This window comes from Rhodococcus sp. NPDC003318 (assembly GCF_042879035.1).
Classification (GTDB): domain Bacteria; phylum Actinomycetota; class Actinomycetes; order Mycobacteriales; family Mycobacteriaceae; genus Rhodococcus_G.
Window position 1 is genome coordinate 258,256 of sequence record NZ_JBIAOU010000004.1, and the last position, 15,086, is coordinate 273,341.

Annotated in this window: 11 protein-coding genes and 1 riboswitch; of the genes, 8 read left to right on the forward strand and 3 right to left on the reverse strand. The window is 71.0% G+C overall.

The window, feature by feature from the left end; all coding sequences use genetic code 11:
• The first annotated feature begins 2 nt into the window (after positions 1 to 2).
• Genes ACFYVR_RS10650 through ACFYVR_RS10665 form a run of 4 tightly spaced genes read left to right on the forward strand, consistent with a single transcriptional unit; the run spans position 3 to position 5,193 of the window.
• Positions 3 to 2,564 (forward strand): circularly permuted type 2 ATP-grasp protein, encoded by a 2,562-nt coding sequence (locus ACFYVR_RS10650; protein ID WP_387472526.1) that lies wholly within the window; start codon positions 3 to 5, stop codon positions 2,562 to 2,564.
• Positions 2,561 to 3,460, forward strand: a complete 900-nt coding sequence (locus tag ACFYVR_RS10655) for a transglutaminase N-terminal domain-containing protein (protein ID WP_387472528.1) — start codon at positions 2,561 to 2,563, stop codon at positions 3,458 to 3,460. Before ACFYVR_RS10650 ends, ACFYVR_RS10655 begins: the two co-directional genes overlap by 4 nt.
• Complete coding sequence (locus tag ACFYVR_RS10660) at positions 3,453 to 4,535, forward strand: putative zinc-binding metallopeptidase (RefSeq protein ID WP_387472530.1); 1,083 nt, start codon at positions 3,453 to 3,455, stop codon at positions 4,533 to 4,535. Before ACFYVR_RS10655 ends, ACFYVR_RS10660 begins: the two co-directional genes overlap by 8 nt.
• Before the next feature lie 46 nt (positions 4,536 to 4,581).
• Positions 4,582 to 5,193, forward strand: a complete 612-nt coding sequence (locus tag ACFYVR_RS10665; RefSeq protein ID WP_387472532.1) for a pentapeptide repeat-containing protein — start codon at positions 4,582 to 4,584, stop codon at positions 5,191 to 5,193.
• A gap of 16 nt (positions 5,194 to 5,209) precedes the next feature.
• On the opposite strand, the gene ACFYVR_RS10670 is transcribed toward ACFYVR_RS10665, so the two are convergent.
• Positions 5,210 to 5,731: a GNAT family N-acetyltransferase gene (locus ACFYVR_RS10670; RefSeq protein WP_387472535.1), complete on the reverse strand. Its 522-nt coding sequence runs from the start codon at positions 5,729 to 5,731 to the stop codon at positions 5,210 to 5,212.
• Positions 5,732 to 5,762: 31 nt separating this feature from the next.
• Between ACFYVR_RS10670 and ACFYVR_RS10675 the strand changes: the two genes are divergently transcribed.
• Together ACFYVR_RS10675 and ACFYVR_RS10680 are read left to right on the forward strand one after the other, a co-directional pair.
• The gene (locus ACFYVR_RS10675; RefSeq protein ID WP_387472537.1) at positions 5,763 to 6,623 is read left to right on the forward strand and encodes a bifunctional methylenetetrahydrofolate dehydrogenase/methenyltetrahydrofolate cyclohydrolase; all 861 of its coding nucleotides are present in this window, start codon (positions 5,763 to 5,765) and stop codon (positions 6,621 to 6,623) included.
• A 5-nt stretch (positions 6,624 to 6,628) separates the two neighbouring features.
• Positions 6,629 to 6,934 (forward strand): DUF3017 domain-containing protein, encoded by a 306-nt coding sequence (locus tag ACFYVR_RS10680; RefSeq protein ID WP_387472539.1) that lies wholly within the window; start codon positions 6,629 to 6,631, stop codon positions 6,932 to 6,934.
• Here the strand turns inward: ACFYVR_RS10680 and ACFYVR_RS10685 are convergent.
• Together ACFYVR_RS10685 and ACFYVR_RS10690 are read right to left on the reverse strand one after the other, a co-directional pair.
• A complete protein-coding gene (locus tag ACFYVR_RS10685; RefSeq protein ID WP_387472541.1) occupies positions 6,931 to 8,085 on the reverse strand; it encodes a homoserine O-acetyltransferase in 1,155 nt (384 codons plus the stop codon). The two genes, ACFYVR_RS10680 and ACFYVR_RS10685, sit on opposite strands and share 4 nt — an antisense overlap.
• Positions 8,086 to 8,096: 11 nt before the next feature.
• Positions 8,097 to 9,404, reverse strand: coding sequence for a bifunctional o-acetylhomoserine/o-acetylserine sulfhydrylase (locus ACFYVR_RS10690; RefSeq protein WP_387472543.1), 1,308 nt, complete (start codon positions 9,402 to 9,404; stop codon positions 8,097 to 8,099).
• 130 nt (positions 9,405 to 9,534) lie between these two features.
• A riboswitch (SAM riboswitch) is annotated at positions 9,535 to 9,648 on the reverse strand.
• A 175-nt stretch (positions 9,649 to 9,823) separates the two neighbouring features.
• Between ACFYVR_RS10690 and ACFYVR_RS10695 the strand changes: the two genes are divergently transcribed.
• Positions 9,824 to 14,086, forward strand: coding sequence for a TIR domain-containing protein (locus ACFYVR_RS10695; protein WP_387472545.1), 4,263 nt, complete (start codon positions 9,824 to 9,826; stop codon positions 14,084 to 14,086).
• Positions 14,083 to 15,018, forward strand: a complete 936-nt coding sequence (locus tag ACFYVR_RS10700) for a DUF4231 domain-containing protein (protein ID WP_387472547.1) — start codon at positions 14,083 to 14,085, stop codon at positions 15,016 to 15,018. Before ACFYVR_RS10695 ends, ACFYVR_RS10700 begins: the two co-directional genes overlap by 4 nt.
• Positions 15,019 to 15,086: the final 68 nt, after the last annotated feature.

Consider the following 15,086-nt stretch of genomic DNA (forward strand, 5'->3'; position numbering starts at 1 on the left):
CGATGACCGAGGCGTTGGCCGATGTGGCACTGAGCGGGTACCGGCCGCCGGCCGGGTCCGGGTACGACGAACTGTACGACGGCAAGGGACGCATTCGCGGCCAGTGGGACGAACTGGCCGCCGGGTTGACCATCCGTGAGCCCGAGATCCTCGCCCAGTACCGGCAGCGGCTGCGCACGCTGATCGACAACCACGGGATCACCTACCACCCGGTCGACCGGACGGACGGGCCGCCGGTTCGCTGGGACGTCGACGGCGTTCCCTTGGTGCTGGCCGCGGACGAATGGGCCGAACTCGAGCGGGGCCTGGTGCAGCGTTCGCGGCTGCTGGACGCCCTGCTCGCCGATCTGTACGGCGACCTGCGGACCGTGCGGGAGGGCCTGATCCCGGCGCGGCTGGTGTTCGCGCACTCCGGCTACGTGCGCGCCGCGCACGGGCTGACCCTGCCCGGACCGCACCAACTGTTCAGCCACGCGGTGGACGTGGCCCGCGGCGCCGACGGCCGGTTCCGGGTGCTGCGGGACCTGACCCAGGCGCCGTCCGGGGTCGGATACGCGATGGCGGACCGGCGGGTGGTGGCGCGGGCGATGCCGGACCTGTACCAGACCAGCAGCCCCCGGCCGCTGTCCCCGTTCGCGCAGGCCATGCGGCTGGCGCTGCGGGACGTCGCCCCCGTCGGGGCGGAGGATCCGGTGGTCGTCGTGCTCTCGCCCGGCGCGGCGTCGGAGACGTCGTTCGACCAGGCCTACATCGCGGGGTTCCTCGGATTCCCGTTGGTCGAGTCCGCCGACCTGGTGGTGCGTGAGGGCCGGGTGTGGATGCGTTCGCTGGGATCACTCACCCGGGTGGATGTCATCCTGCGCCGCGTCGACGCGGCGTACGCCGATCCGCTGGACCTGCGGCCCGACTCGCAGCTGGGCGTGGTGGGGCTCGTGGAGGTCCTGCGCCGCGGCGGTGTCACGGTCGTCAACACTCTCGGCAGCGGTGTTCTCGAGAATCCCGCGCTGGCGAGCCTTCTGCCGACGCTGTGCCGGGCGTTGCTCGACGAGGACCTGCTGCTCGACTCGTTGCCCTCCTTCTGGGGCGGCACCCCGGAGGGACTGTCGGCGATCACCGCACGGTTCCCGGACCTGGTGATGAAGTCGGCGGTCTCGTCGCAGTCCGTGGTCGTCGGCGCACTCGCCTCGTCCGAGCGGGAGGACCTGCTGGCCCGGGTGCGGGCCGAGCCGGAACGCTGGGTCGGATGCAGCCGGGCCGAGTACTCCCAGGCGCCGACGCTGTCCGGTCGGAGCACGGAGATCACCGCCGCGCCGGCCCGCGTGCGGCTGTTCACCGTCGCGCAGCGGGTCGGGTTCACCCCGATGGCCGGCGGACTGGGCGAGGTTCCGGGTTACGGGGATTCCGGCCGGGTGCTCGCGAAGGACGTGTGGGTGCGCTCCCGGACCCTCGCCGTCACGGCCGACTCGGCCGCCGCGACCGAACCGCTGCCCGATTTCGCGGTACCCGCGGTGGACGTCGTCACCTCGCCCCGTGTGCTCGGTGACCTGTTCTGGATCGGCCGCTACTCCGAACGGGCCGAGGACGCGGCGCGGCTGCTCATCGCGGTCCGGGAGCGCTACCAGGACTACCGGTTCCGGCCCTGGCTCGAGGGCAGCGGGTGCCTGCCGGTGCTGCTCGGGACGCTGACCACCGCCGCACCGTCGACCTTCGCCGTCGCGGACCCGGCGGCGACACCGGAGGCATCCGGGTCCACCCTCGACGCCTACCGCACCGCCACCGCCGAATTCCGGTCCCTGACCGTGGACCCGGAGCGGCTCGGCTCACTGGCACAGTCGTTCGCCGGTCTCGACAAGGCGGCCCGTTCGGTGCGCGACCAACTCTCGGCCGACACCTGGTCGGTGCTCGCCGACGTGCAGCGCGCACTCGACGCCCTCGCCGACGAACCCGGCGACGACGGCGCGCTGCTCGGCGTCACCCAGTCCGCGGTGCTCGGCGGCATGCTCGCGCTCTCGGGACTGGGCGCGGAATCGATGGTGCGGGACCTGGGCTGGCACGTGATGGACATCGGCAAGCGCATCGAGCGGGCGCTGGCGCTGTCGGCGCTGCTGTCGGCGACACTGACCGAGGTGCGTGACCCGGCCACCGAACGGGCGCTGATCGACTGCGTGCTCGTCGCGGCCGAGAGCGCGGTGACCTTCCGTCGCCGCCACCGCCGGGTCCGGCTCGCCGCGGTCGCGCAGCTGCTGCTGTTCGACACCACCAATCCCCGTTCGCTGGCGTACCTGCTCGACCAGATCCGGGACAACGTTCGCGCCCTTCCTGATTCGTCCGGTGCCTCGCGGCCGGAACTGATCGTCGAGGAGCTGCTCGCCCGGTTGCGGCGTGCGGACCCGGTCGACCTCGAGACGGTCGAGGACGGCGGCAGACCCGAACTCGCGGACCTGCTCACGGCGATCCACGGCGGGCTCTCCGAACTGTCCGACGTGCTGCTGCGCGGCCCGCTGTCCCTGCCCGGTGGAACGCGCCCGCTCTGGGGCGGTGCGCAGAACAGGATTTCGACGTGACCGACGACGCCCGCCGCTACCGGATCGTGCACCGCACCACCTACCGCTACTCGGGCTCGGTCACCTCGTCCTACGGACGCGGCTACCTCACACCCCGGGACACGGACCATCAGCGGGTCCTCACCACCGATCTGAGCGTCGATCCGCTGCCCGCCGACTCCTCCACCGGTGTCGACATCTGGGGGAACCGGGACCTGTACTTCCACGTGACGCAGCCGCACGACACCCTGGTGGTGACCGCGCGGACCGACGTGGAGGTGACGCCACCCGATCCGGGCCGGCTGTCGGGTCCGGCCGAAGAGCCGTGGGAGTCGGCCCGTCCCGCCGGGACGCTCGGCGCGCTGGCGGCCGACTTCGTGCTCGACCTCGACCCACCCGAGATCGACGCGGCCGTGATCGCCTACGCTGCACCGTCCTTCCTCCCGGGACGCCCGCTGCGGGACGTCGTGGTCGACCTCACGCACCGGATCTTCACCGACTTCACCTACCGCTCCGGCTCCACCCTCGTGTCCACGCGGGTGGCCGAGGTGCTCGCCTCCCGCTCCGGTGTGTGCCAGGACTTCGCGCGGCTCGCGATCGCCTGCATGCGCGCCAACGGGCTTGCCGCGCGGTACGTCTCGGGTTACCTGGCGACCGACCCGCCGCCCGGCAGGGAACGGATGGTCGGCATCGACGCCACCCACGCGTGGGCGGCGGTGTGGATGCCCGGCGAGGTCTGGCTCGCCTTCGACCCGACGAACGATCAGCTCGTCGACGAGCGGTACACCACCGTCGCGTGGGGTCGTGACTACGCGGACGTGCCGCCGCTGCGCGGCGTCATCTACACCGAGGCGACCGGGAGCGTCATCGAGGTGTCGGTGGACGTCGCGCCGGTGTCGGGAGACGCCGATGCGTGACTTCGCCTGCCCCTCCTGCGGGCACCAGTTGGCGTTCGAGAACTCGCTGTGCCTGCGGTGCAACACCCGCATCGGGTTCGACCCGGAGTCGGTCACACTCGTCGCGATCGTCGAGGACGCGCAGCGGCCGAGCGACGGTGAGGTGCCCGCGGACGCATTTCGGTTGTGCGACAACATGCATCTCGCCCGGTGCAACTGGATCGTCCGCGTCGACGAGGACGCGTCCGGTCCGGCGCTGTGCCCGTCGTGCGCACTGACCCGCACCCGTCCCACCGACGACGACACCGCGGCACTCGACGCGTTCGCCGAAGCGGAGGCGGCCAAGCGCCGGCTCCTCGTCGAGCTGACCGAACTGCGGCTGCCGGTGGTCAGCCGGGACGAGGACCCGGAGTCGGGTCTGGCGTTCGACCTGCTGTCGAGCCGCGACCGCCCGGTGACCACCGGGCACGCGTCCGGGGTGATCACCCTCGACCTCGCCGAGGGCGACGACGCCCATCGCGAGCAGTTGCGGGTGGCGATGGCCGAGCCGTACCGGACGCTGCTCGGTCATTTCCGGCACGAGATCGGCCACTACTACCAGTCCGTCCTGGTGGCCTCGGACGAGAGCCGTGCGCGGTTCGTCGAACTGTTCGGCGACCCGGAGGAGGACTACCGCGCGGCACTCGACAGGTACTACGCGGACGGTCCGGTCGCCGGCTGGGCCGACATCCACGTGTCGGCGTACGCCTCGATGCACCCCGCCGAGGACTGGGCGGAGACCTTCGCCCACTACCTGCACCTGCGCGACACCCTCGACACGGCTGCGGAATTCGGGCTGGCGCCGGCGCGGACCAGCCTGGACCGCCGCCGCGTCGAGCCGGGGGAGTTCGACCGGCTCATCGAGTCCTGGCTGCCGCTGGCATGGTCGCTGAACATGCTGAACCGGTCGATGGGCCGCCCGGATCTGTACCCGTTCGTACTCGCGCCCGCGGTCCTGGACAAGATGCGGTTCGTGCACGCCCGGATCGCGGATCCACCGGCCCCGGGAGGCGCCGACCCGGTGTCCGGTCGAGCGGAGGCCGCTTCGAGCCGGTGACCTGGGCGAATGCCGGCCTGTCGCCCGGGAGGGGCAGTATCGGGGTATGTCAGCAGCGCAGGAGATCCAGGACATCGTCGGTGAGGACTTCTCGGATGCCCGGCTGCCGCGGCAGCACTGGGTCAGGCAGCACTACACGGGCTGCACGTTCCGCGACGCCGACCTCAGCGAACTGCGCACCGAACACGTCGTCTTCACCGACTGCGATTTCACCGGCGCCGACCTGTCCGACGGGGTGCACACGGTGACGGCATTCCGGTCGTGCACCTTCGCTCGGACATCGCTGTGGCACAGCACATTCCACAGCTGCACGCTGATGGGGTCGACGTTCGAGCAGTGCCGGATGCGGCCGATCGAATTCGACGAGGTGGACCTCACCCTCGTCTCGTTGGGGCGTGCCGACCTACGCGGCGTCGACTTCACCGACTGTCGGCTGCGGGAGGCGAACCTCGTGGAGACGGACCTGCGGAAGGCTGATCTGCGCGCGGTGGACCTGCACGGCGCCCGCACCTTCGGGATCCGCCTCGAGGACGCGGACCTGCGGGGCGCCCACGTCGATGCGGTGCTGTGGACCACCGCGAAGCTGACCGGCGCGAGGATCGACCTCACCCAGGCCGTCGCGATGGCCGCCGCCCACGGACTGGTGGTCGAACGGTGAGGCCGCGCCGCTGACCTCAGCGCACGAACTCGCGGGCCAGCAGATCCATCAGCAGTCCGTCGTCCCAGGTGCCGTCGTGGCGCATCTCGTACTCCCGCATCACCCCGACGTCCATGAACCCGACCTTGCGGTAGCAGGCGATGGCCGCGGTGTTCGACGCCTTCGGGTCGACGACCAGGCGGTGGTAGCGGTGGTCGTCGATCAGGTGTGCGCACAGCACCCGCACCGTCTCGGTGCCGAGACCGCGACCGTGCACGTCGGCGGTCAGGAACAGGTCGAGCCCGGCGTGCCGGTACATCGGGTCGGGTTCGAGGTACCACTGCGCGAAGCCGACGATCCGGTCGCTCTCGAACACCGTGTACGCGGTGGTGTCGGAGTCGGTGGCCTCCGGCCAGTCGTCGTCGGGCATCTGCCACCAGCGCCGCACCTCGGGCTCGCGGTGGATCTCCCGCAGCCGCACCCGGTGGTCGCGACGCAGCGGCGTCAGTACCACTCGCGGGCCTCGCAGTTCCGGCGTGAGTTCAGGACTGTCTGCCATCACTCCAGTGTCACCTGAAACAATGGTGCCCGTGACTGCAACGATCCTGGATGGCAAAGCGACCCGTGACGAGATCTTCATCGACCTGAAGGCCCGGGTCGACGCACTGAAGGACAAGGGCATCACCCCCGGACTCGGCACCGTCCTCGTCGGTGACGACCCCGGCTCGGCCTCCTACGTGCGCGGCAAGCACGCCGACTGCGCGAAGGTCGGCATCAACTCCCTGCGCCGCGACCTGCCCGCGGACATCACCCAGGCCGAGCTCGAGGCCGTCATCGACGAACTCAACGCCAACCCGGAGTGCACCGGCTACATCGTGCAGCTGCCGCTGCCCAAACACCTCGACGAGAACGCCGCCCTCGAGCGGATCGACCCGGAGAAGGACGCCGACGGCCTGCACCCGGTGAACCTGGGCCGGCTCGTGCTCGGCAAGGAGTCGACGCTGCCGTGCACCCCGCGCGGTGTCGTGCACCTGCTGCGTCGCTACGACGTGCCGATCGACGGCGCCCGCGTCACCGTCGTCGGTCGTGGCGTCACCATCGGCCGCCCGATCGGTCTGCTGCTGACCCGTCGCAGCGAGAACGCCACGGTCACCCTCTGCCACACCGGAACCAAGGACCTTGCCGCCGAGGTGCGCCGCGCCGACATCGTCGTCGCGGCGGCCGGTGTCGCGGGTCTGATCACCGCGGACATGGTCAAGCCGGGTGCCGCGGTCCTCGACGTCGGGGTCAGCCGCACCCCGGACGGACTGCGCGGCGACGTCGCCGACGACGTCCGTGAGGTGGCCGGCTTCCTGTCCCCGAACCCGGGCGGCGTCGGACCGCTGACCCGCGCGTTCCTGCTGAGCAACGTGGTCGAGCGCGCCGAGCAGCTCGCGCCCGAGTCGGCCTGACCGCGGTGACCGCCACGGCCGGCTCCACGAACCGGTGGGTGAGGTTCGCCCGCCGCAACCTCCCACTGCTCGTGGTGTCGGCGGTGGTCCTGGTCGGGATCGGGTTCGTGCTCGCCGAGCGGTGGCGGCGCGGCGCGTTCGTGTTCGGGATCGCGACGCTGCTCGCCGCCGGCTTCCGGCTCTGCCTGCGACCCGAGGAGGTCGGGCTGCTCGCCGTGCGCAGTCAGACCTTCGACGTCGCCGCCCTCACCGTGGTCGGTGGCACCATCGTCTGGCTCGCGGTGTCGATCGACCCGCTGGGCACGGGCTAGCGGGTCACGGACCCGGCCCGGCCCTCGCGGGCCAGCGCCATCGTCTCGCCGAGCAGGCCGGTCACCCACTCCGCCTCGGTCAGGAAGCCGTCGTGGCCGTCGCGGGAGTGGACCACCCGCAGGCCCTCACACCCGCCGAGGTGCGCGGCGATCTCCTCCTGCTGACGCAGGGGATACAGCCGGTCCGAGTCCACACCGCCGACGATCGCCGGGACGGTGCTCGACGCCAGCGCCGCCTCGACGCCGCCGCGCCCGCGTCCGACGTCGTGCCGGTTCATCGCCTCGCTCAACAGCACGTAGGTGGCGGCGTCGAACCGGGCCACCAGCTTCGCGGCCTGGTGTTCGAGGTAGCTCTGCACGGAGTAGCGGCCACCGTGCCACGGATCCTCGCCGTCCTGGGCGGTGTTGGCGAAGCGGGCGTCGAGTTCGCCCTCGGTGCGGTACGTCAGGTGCGCGATCCGGCGGGCGATGCCGAGTCCGGCCTCGGGGAACCGGCCGGTGCCGTGATAGTCGCCGCCCTGCCAGTGCGGGTCGCTCGTGATCGCCGCGATCTGCGTGGTCTGCGTGCCGATCTGATCCGCGGACGCCCGCGCACCGACGGCGAGGACGAGCGCGGAGGTGACGCGGTCCGGGTAACCGATGATCCATTCGAGGGTGCGCATACCGCCCATCGAGCCACCGACCACCGACGCGAACCTGTCGATGCCGAGGAGGTCCGCCAGCGCGGCCTCCGCGGCGACCTGGTCGCGGATGGAGATCTCCGGGAACCGCGAACCCCACGGGCGACCGTCGGGCGCGATCGACGACGGCCCGGTGGTGCCGCGGCAGCCGCCGAGCACGTTCGAGGCCAGTACACACCACTCGTCGGTGTCGATCGGGGCGCCCGGCCCGATCATGCCGTCCCACCAGCCGGGGGACGGGTGCTCCGCATCCGCGGGACCGGTGACGTGCGAGTCGCCCGTCAACGCGTGTTCGACGAGGATGACGTTGTCGCGGGTCTCGTTCGGCTCGCCCCACACCTGCACCGCGAGGGTGACCTCGGGCAGCACCGCGCCGCTCTCGAGCGTCAGCGAGCCGATGGAAAGCGGGGTCAACCGCCCGTCCGGCGTCGGGAACCCCTCACGGGACCCGGCCGGACGGGCGGTTGACACGGAGCCGACTGTCAAGACGCCGCCGCCGCGAAACCGGTCTCGAGATCGGCGAGGATGTCGTCGATCCCCTCGATGCCGACGGCCAGGCGAACCAGGCCGGGGGTGACACCGGACGCCAGCTGCTCCTCGGGGGTCAGCTGCGCGTGGGTGGTGGAAGCCGGGTGGATGACGAGCGAACGCACGTCCCCGATGTTAGCGACGTGGCTGTGCAGGGTGAGCGCGTCGACGAACTTCTTGCCCGCCTCGATGCCCCCGGCCAGCTCGAACGCGACGATCGCGCCCGCGCCCTTCGGGGCGAGCTTCTGAGCCCGCTCGTACCAGGGGGAGCTGGGCAGACCGGCGTAGGCGACCGAGGTGACCTCGTCCCGGCCCTGCAGGAACTCCGCGACCCGCTGCGCGTTCTGCACGTGCCGCTCCACCCGCAGGCTCAGCGTCTCGATGCCCTGGCTGATCAGGAACGCGTTGAACGGGGACACCGCCGACCCGAGGTCGCGCAGCAGCTGAACACGCGCCTTGAGCGCGTACGCCGGCGCACCGAGGTCCGCGAACACCACGCCGTGGTAGCTGGGGTCCGGGGTGGTGAAGCCGGGGTGCCTGCCCTGCGTCCAGTCGAAGGTGCCGCCGTCGACGATGACACCGGCGATCGCGGTGCCGTGGCCGCCGAGGTACTTCGTCGCCGAGTGCACCACGATGTCCGCGCCGTGCTCGAGCGGGCGGAGCAGGTACGGGGTGGCGACGGTGTTGTCGACGATCAGCGGGATCCCGGCCGCGTGGGCCACCTCGGAGATGCCGGGGATGTCGAGGACGTCGTTGCGGGGATTGGAGATCGATTCGCCGTAGAACGCGACGGTGTTCGGGCGGACGGCGGCGCGCCACTGCTCGAGATCGTCCGGGTCGTCGACGAACGACACCTCGATGCCCAGCTTCGGCAGGCTGTAGTGGAAGAGGTTGTAGGTGCCGCCGTACAGGCTCGGGCTCGACACCACGTGGGAGCCCGCGCTCGCGATGTTCAGGAGCGCGAACGTCGACGCCGCCTGACCGGACGACAGCAGCAGCGACGCCACGCCACCCTCGAGCGCGGTGATCCGCTGCTCGACCGCGTCCTGCGTCGGGTTCATGATGCGGGTGTAGATGTTGCCGGGCTCGGCGAGACCGAACAGCGCGGCGGCGTGATCGGTGTTGTCGAAGGTGTACGACGTCGTCTGGTAGATCGGCAGTGCACGCGCCTTGGTGGTGGCGTCCGACGTCTGGCCGGCGTGGATCTGCTTGGTCTCGAAGGTCCAGTTGACGGTCGGATCGACAGGAATGTTCTCGCTCATGGGTTGTCTCTACTCCAGGAATGCGGGGGAGAGGGCGCAGCGGCGCCCGGGGCTGCTGGGGCCTATCTGCGACAACAACACATGGTGAACCTCCGGTGGGTCGTGGCCCGGTTGTGGGTCCGTCCCAGCGGACCCGCGCTTGTCCTCCGACTGCCCGGAGGACCAGGTCATCACCCGGGGCACCCCACCGCGGATGGAGGGTTGCCGACCAGCGAGCCGGGGCTTGGCGCTGGCACTCATGACCTGCCAGGGATCTTAGCGGCTCGGGTGGCGTCGTCGACAGCCGGGACTCGACCCGAACTGCTGCGCCGGAGGGCGCTGCCGATTTCCGGGTAGCGGACTACTCGTGACGCGGCAACCCGGACGCGTCACCGTGGACTGACAGCGACCCGTTCCCGAGTGCCCAGTGGTGATCCGCAATGTCGCGCGTGTTCCTCAGTCATTCCAGCCGTGACAACCGGCAGGCGATCGCGCTCAAACACTGGCTGGTCGAGAAGGACCCCGGACTGGCGGACGAGATCTTCCTCGACCTGGACCGTCACACCGGCATCCCCGTCGGCGTGCGCTGGAAGGACGCGCTGACGCGGGCCAACGCGCGCTGTGAAGCAGTGATCTGCCTGCTCTCCCGGCACTGGGACGACTCCCGCGAATGCCAGGCCGAGTACCGGACCTCGGAGAACCTGAACAAGCCGATCTTCTGCGCGCGACTGGAACCACGCGTCGGACGCGAGATCACCGCGGAGTGGCAGCGTTGCGACCTGTTCGGGGAGGGGCCGACCACCGCGATCACGATCGCCGGCGAACCGGAACCCGTCGTGTTCCTGACCGAGGGGCTGGAGCGGCTCTACGACGGGCTGGTGCGGGCCGGGGTCGGTGCGGGTGGCTTCCCGTGGCCGCCGCCGGGCGACCCGGGCCGGGCGCCCTATCGCGGGTGGGAGCCGCTCGACGAGGTCGATGCGGCCGTGTACTTCGGCCGGGACGCGCAACTCGTGCGCAGTCTCGGAGCGCTCCGCGGCATGCGCACCTCGGGCGCCGACACCCTCTTCGTGATCCTCGGCCCGTCGGGGGCCGGGAAGTCGTCGTTCCTCCGAGCGGGCCTGTTGCCGCGACTCGCTCGTGACGACCGGCATTTCCTACCGCTCGACGTCGTCCGGCCCGGGCGACGACCACTGACCGGTGACGGCGGACTCGCGGACGCGGTCCACGCGCTGCGCACCCGGCTCGGCCTGACCCGGCCGACGTTGGGTGAGATCAAGGCGGCCTGCCTCGACGAGGGCGAGCGGCTCGCGCAGTGGCTGCACGAGGCGCAGGACGCGGCGCTCGGCAGGCTGGTCGACGTTCCGGTCGGGATGCCGCCGCCGACGCTCGTGCTGCCCGTGGATCAGGCCGAGGAGTTCTTCGGCGCGGAATCAGGTCCGGAGGCAGCGCAACTCCTCGCCCTGCTCGCGCGACTGCTGGACACCGGCACCGGCACCGGCGCGGCGCTGCCGATGCTCGTGGTCTTCGCGATTCGCTCGGACTGCTACGAGCCGCTGCAGACGGCCCCCGAACTGGCGGCGCTCGGGTCGGTCGTGTTCGACGACCTCAAACCGATGCCCCCGACCCAGTTCAAGGAGGTCGTCGTCGGGCCCGCCGACAGGGCGACCGAGGCCGGCCGGCCGCTCACCGTCGAGCCGGAACTGGTCGACCGGCTGCTCGACGAGTCCACCCACGGTGCGGACACCCTGCCGCTGCTGGCACTGACCCTGTCGCGGCTCTACCGGGACTACGGGGGAGACGGCGACCTCACCGTGGCCGAATACGAGGCGATGGGCGGGATGCGGCAGGTCGTGCAGACCGAGATCGACGCACTGCTCGCCCGCGACCCCGACGAACGGGCGCGGCAGCTCGAGCGGCTGAAGGCGGCGTTCATCCCCTGGCTGGCCACTGTCAACCCGGACAACGACCAGCCCCTGCGACGTGTCGCCCGCTGGTCGGATCTGCCCTCGGACAGTCGTGCGCTGATCGACGCGTTCGTCGCCCGACGCCTGCTGGTCAAGGGCGAGCGGAACGGCGAGGTCGTGGTGGAGGTGGCCCTCGAGTCGCTGTTGCGGCAGTGGGCCGACCTGGTCCGGTGGCTCCGCGCCGAAGGGGCCGACCTCAAAGGGGCCGACGACCTGGAGCGGACCGCGGCGGCCTGGGAGAAGAACGACAGGAGCGAATCCTGGCTGCTCGGCGGCGAGCGGCTCGCCGACGCCGAAACCCTCGCTGCCAAACCGGGTTTCCGGGACCGCCTGAGTCCGACCCGCGAGTACCTGCTCGCGTCCAGGAGACGCGAGGACGCCCGCCTCGCGGACGAGAAGCGGCGCAGGGACGCGGAACTGCAGGCCGCCCGGGACCGGCAGCAGGCCGCCGAAGCCCTCGCCGCCGCCGAGTCCGAGGCCAAGGAGAAGGCGCAGGCGCACGCCACCGCGCTACGCAAACGGACCCGGACTCTGCGGGCCGTGGTGGCGGTGACCACGGTGGTCGCGGTCGTCGCGGCCGTCGGATGGGTGCGGGCGAAGATCGCGGAGGGCGAGGCCGACACCCGGGCCCGCGAACAGGCCGCAATGGTGATGATGGCAAGCGCCACAATCGAGTTCGACGGTCTGAACCCGGGCGCCAACGACGCGACAGCCATCCAGCGCGTCCTCACCGCACATGCGGTCGACCCCGGCGACAACACGAAGTACGGACTCATGCACGCCGCGCTCGCCGAGCGCGACCTCGTCAGGATCATCGATGCGCCGAACTGGGTCATGGGCGTCGCGGTCAGTCCCGACGGCCGCCGCATCGCCTCCGCCGGCTGGGACGACAGCGTGCAGCTGTGGGATGCCCGGACCGGACAGCCGATCGGTGATCCGATGACCGGGCACGAGAACACGGTGGCGAGCGTCGCCTTCAGTCCCGACGGACGCCGGATCGTCTCGGGAAGCTGGGACAAGACCATCCGCATCTGGGATGCCGACACGCAGCAACCGGTCGGGGATCCGCTCCGTGGCCACGAGAACCTGGTCCTGAGTGTGGCATTCAGCCCGGACGGGCGACGCATCGTGTCGGGAAGCGGGGACAAGACCCTCCGAATCTGGGACGCCGACTCACGAACACAGATCGGTGACCCCCTGACCGGACACGGTGATCAGGTCAACAGCATCGCCCTGAGTCCGGACGGGCGACGCATCGTGTCGGGAAGCACGGACGGGACTGTCCGGATCTGGGATGCGGACACGCACCGGCAGGTCGGGGGGCCGCTGGAGGGGCACACCTCCTGGGTTGTCGGTGTCGCGTTCAGTCCGGACGGGCGCACCGTCGTCTCGGGCAGCACGGACAAGACGATGCGCCGCTGGAACGCCGAGACCGGTGCACCGATCGGCGAACCCCTGACGGGGCACACCCAGGCACTCGAAGCTGTCGCCTTCAGCCGCGACGGGTCACGGATCGCGTCGGGCAGCGACGACAAGACCGTCAGACTCTGGGACGCGAACACCGGTCAACCGATCGGTGACCCCTACACCGGTCACGAATGGTTCCTGTCGAGTGTCTCCTTCACGCCCGACGGCGATGTCGTGTCGGGCAGTTGGGACCGGACGATCCGGGTGTGGTCCACGAAATCCGTTCGTTCTCTCCCGTCACCGGCCGGCGAGGACTCGTGGGTGCTCGCAGTCGCCGTCAGTCCCGACGGTCGCCGGATCGCGACCGGTGGTCTCGACGGGGCGGTGCGGATCTGGGACCGGGAATCCGGCCTGCCGATCGGGGTCACGCCCGCCGTGCCCGAGGGCGTGACCGGCGTCGCCTTCGGCGCCGACGGCCGTCTCCTCGTGTCCGCCGGCGCCGACAGCACGATCCGGCGATGGGATCCGGTCACCGCGACGCCGATCGGTCCGCCGCTGATCGGGCACCGCGACGTCGTGAACATGGTTGCGGTCAGCCGCGACGGACGCCGTATCGCGTCGGCGAGTGACGACGGCACGGTACGGCTGTGGGATGCCGACAGTGGTCAGGAGCTGAGGCGGTTCGACCACGAACAGAACGTGCGGAGCGTGGCGTTCAGCCCCGACGGTCGTCGTCTCGTCACCGGCAGCACCGACGGGAAGGTACGTGTCTGGGATGCGGACTCGGGGAATCTCGTGGGCACGCCGTTCGAGGGGCACACCGGCTGGGTGACGAGTGTCGCCTTCAGCCCGGACGGAAGCAGGATCCTCAGCGGGAGCACGGACCGGATGGTGCGACGGTGGGACGCGGCGACCGGCGAACCGATCGGTGAGCCGATGTGGGGGCACGACGGATACGTGAACAGCGTCGCGTACAGCCCGGACGGGACCCGGATCGTGTCCGGGGGCGCGGACAACAACCTCCGGATCTGGGATGCGGAATCGGGGGAGACGGTCGGCCCGCCCCTCACCGGTCACCACGGCGCGGTGACGAGCGTTGCGTTCGCTCCCGACGGCGGGAGCATCGTCTCGGGTAGCGCCGACTCGACCACGCGAGTCTGGGCGGTTCCGGAGGCGACCGCGGAGGCGTTGTGCGCCAAGATCACCGAGAACATCAGCCGTGAGGTGTGGCGGGACTGGGCACCGGACGGAGCCGGGTACGAGGAGATCTGCGACGGCCTTCCGGTTCCGCCGGACACCTCGGGCGATGCGAGTGCCGGAGGTGACCGATGAGCACCGAGGGCCGGGTGAATCGGGCCGACATGATCGTTGCCTCGATGTGGGACAACCGCATTCGCTGGTCGCGCGCGGCGGATTCCGGGAAGCGGCGGATCGGCCGGGCCCGCGCCGCCGTGCTGGGTCTGAGCAGTGTCGGCGCGATCGCCGCGACGCTGACCGCGACGGTTCTGCAGACTCCCGGCCCGCTGCGGGTACTGGCCGCGACAACGGGTGCCGTGTGCCTGGGGCTGGCGACGGTGGTCTCCGCGATGTACCTCACCGGCGACGCGATCCGCCGGTGGACCCGGGCGCGTGCCACGTCGGAGGGCATCAAACAGCTGGTGTTCCGGTACCGGGCCGGGGCGCTGTCGGACGGGGGTGACGCACTGGAGCGGTTGCAGGAGGAGTACGCCGAGATCGAGGAGGCGTCCGCGGACCTGCTGACGATGATCGCCGACGTCCACTTCGGGGGGTCGGCGGCGCCGGGGCCGATGTCACCCCGGGAGTACGTCCGAGACCGGGTCGAGGCACAGGTGTCCGGGTACTACCTGCCGCGAGCGCGGGAGCACCTCGCCCGCGCGCGCCGGCTCCGGAGACTCGCGCTGACACTGAGCGTCGTCACCGCGGTGGTCGCCGCCGTGGCCGCGGGTGTGGCCGGTCGGGCAGGAACGCAGGCCGCGGGTCTCGCGCCGTGGGTGGCGGTGCTGACCACGCTCGGCGGCGCGGTGGCCGCACACCGCGCCGCGTGCCGGTACGACTTCCTGGCGATGAGTTTCGCCGCGACCGCGGCCAGACTGCAGCGACACCTGAATCGCCGGCGCAGCCAGGGTTCACCGACGGACCCGGTGAGCTGGATCCGCTTCGTCGACGAGTGCGAGGCCGCGATCGCGGCGGAGAACGCGAGCTGGATGGCGAAGTGGTGCGAGAACAAGGCGGAGCCGGCCTGACCGGACGCCGGACCCGCTGCCACCGAGGACGTGACGGTCGTACGCTGGTCTGATCCGTCGCCGGGAGG

Excerpts from the sequence above, each read along its gene's own strand:
- ACFYVR_RS10650 (WP_387472526.1), top strand. The coding sequence starts at position 3 with ATGACCGAGGCGTTGGCCGATGTGGCACTGAGCGGGTACCGGCCGCCG.
- ACFYVR_RS10660 (WP_387472530.1), top strand. The coding sequence starts at position 3,453 with ATGCGTGACTTCGCCTGCCCCTCCTGCGGGCACCAGTTGGCGTTCGAG.
- ACFYVR_RS10665 (WP_387472532.1), top strand. The coding sequence starts at position 4,582 with ATGTCAGCAGCGCAGGAGATCCAGGACATCGTCGGTGAGGACTTCTCG.
- ACFYVR_RS10670 (WP_387472535.1), bottom strand. The coding sequence starts at position 5,731 with ATGGCAGACAGTCCTGAACTCACGCCGGAACTGCGAGGCCCGCGAGTG.
- ACFYVR_RS10690 (WP_387472543.1), bottom strand. The coding sequence starts at position 9,404 with ATGAGCGAGAACATTCCTGTCGATCCGACCGTCAACTGGACCTTCGAG.
- ACFYVR_RS10695 (WP_387472545.1), top strand. The coding sequence starts at position 9,824 with ATGTCGCGCGTGTTCCTCAGTCATTCCAGCCGTGACAACCGGCAGGCG.
- ACFYVR_RS10700 (WP_387472547.1), top strand. The coding sequence starts at position 14,083 with ATGAGCACCGAGGGCCGGGTGAATCGGGCCGACATGATCGTTGCCTCG.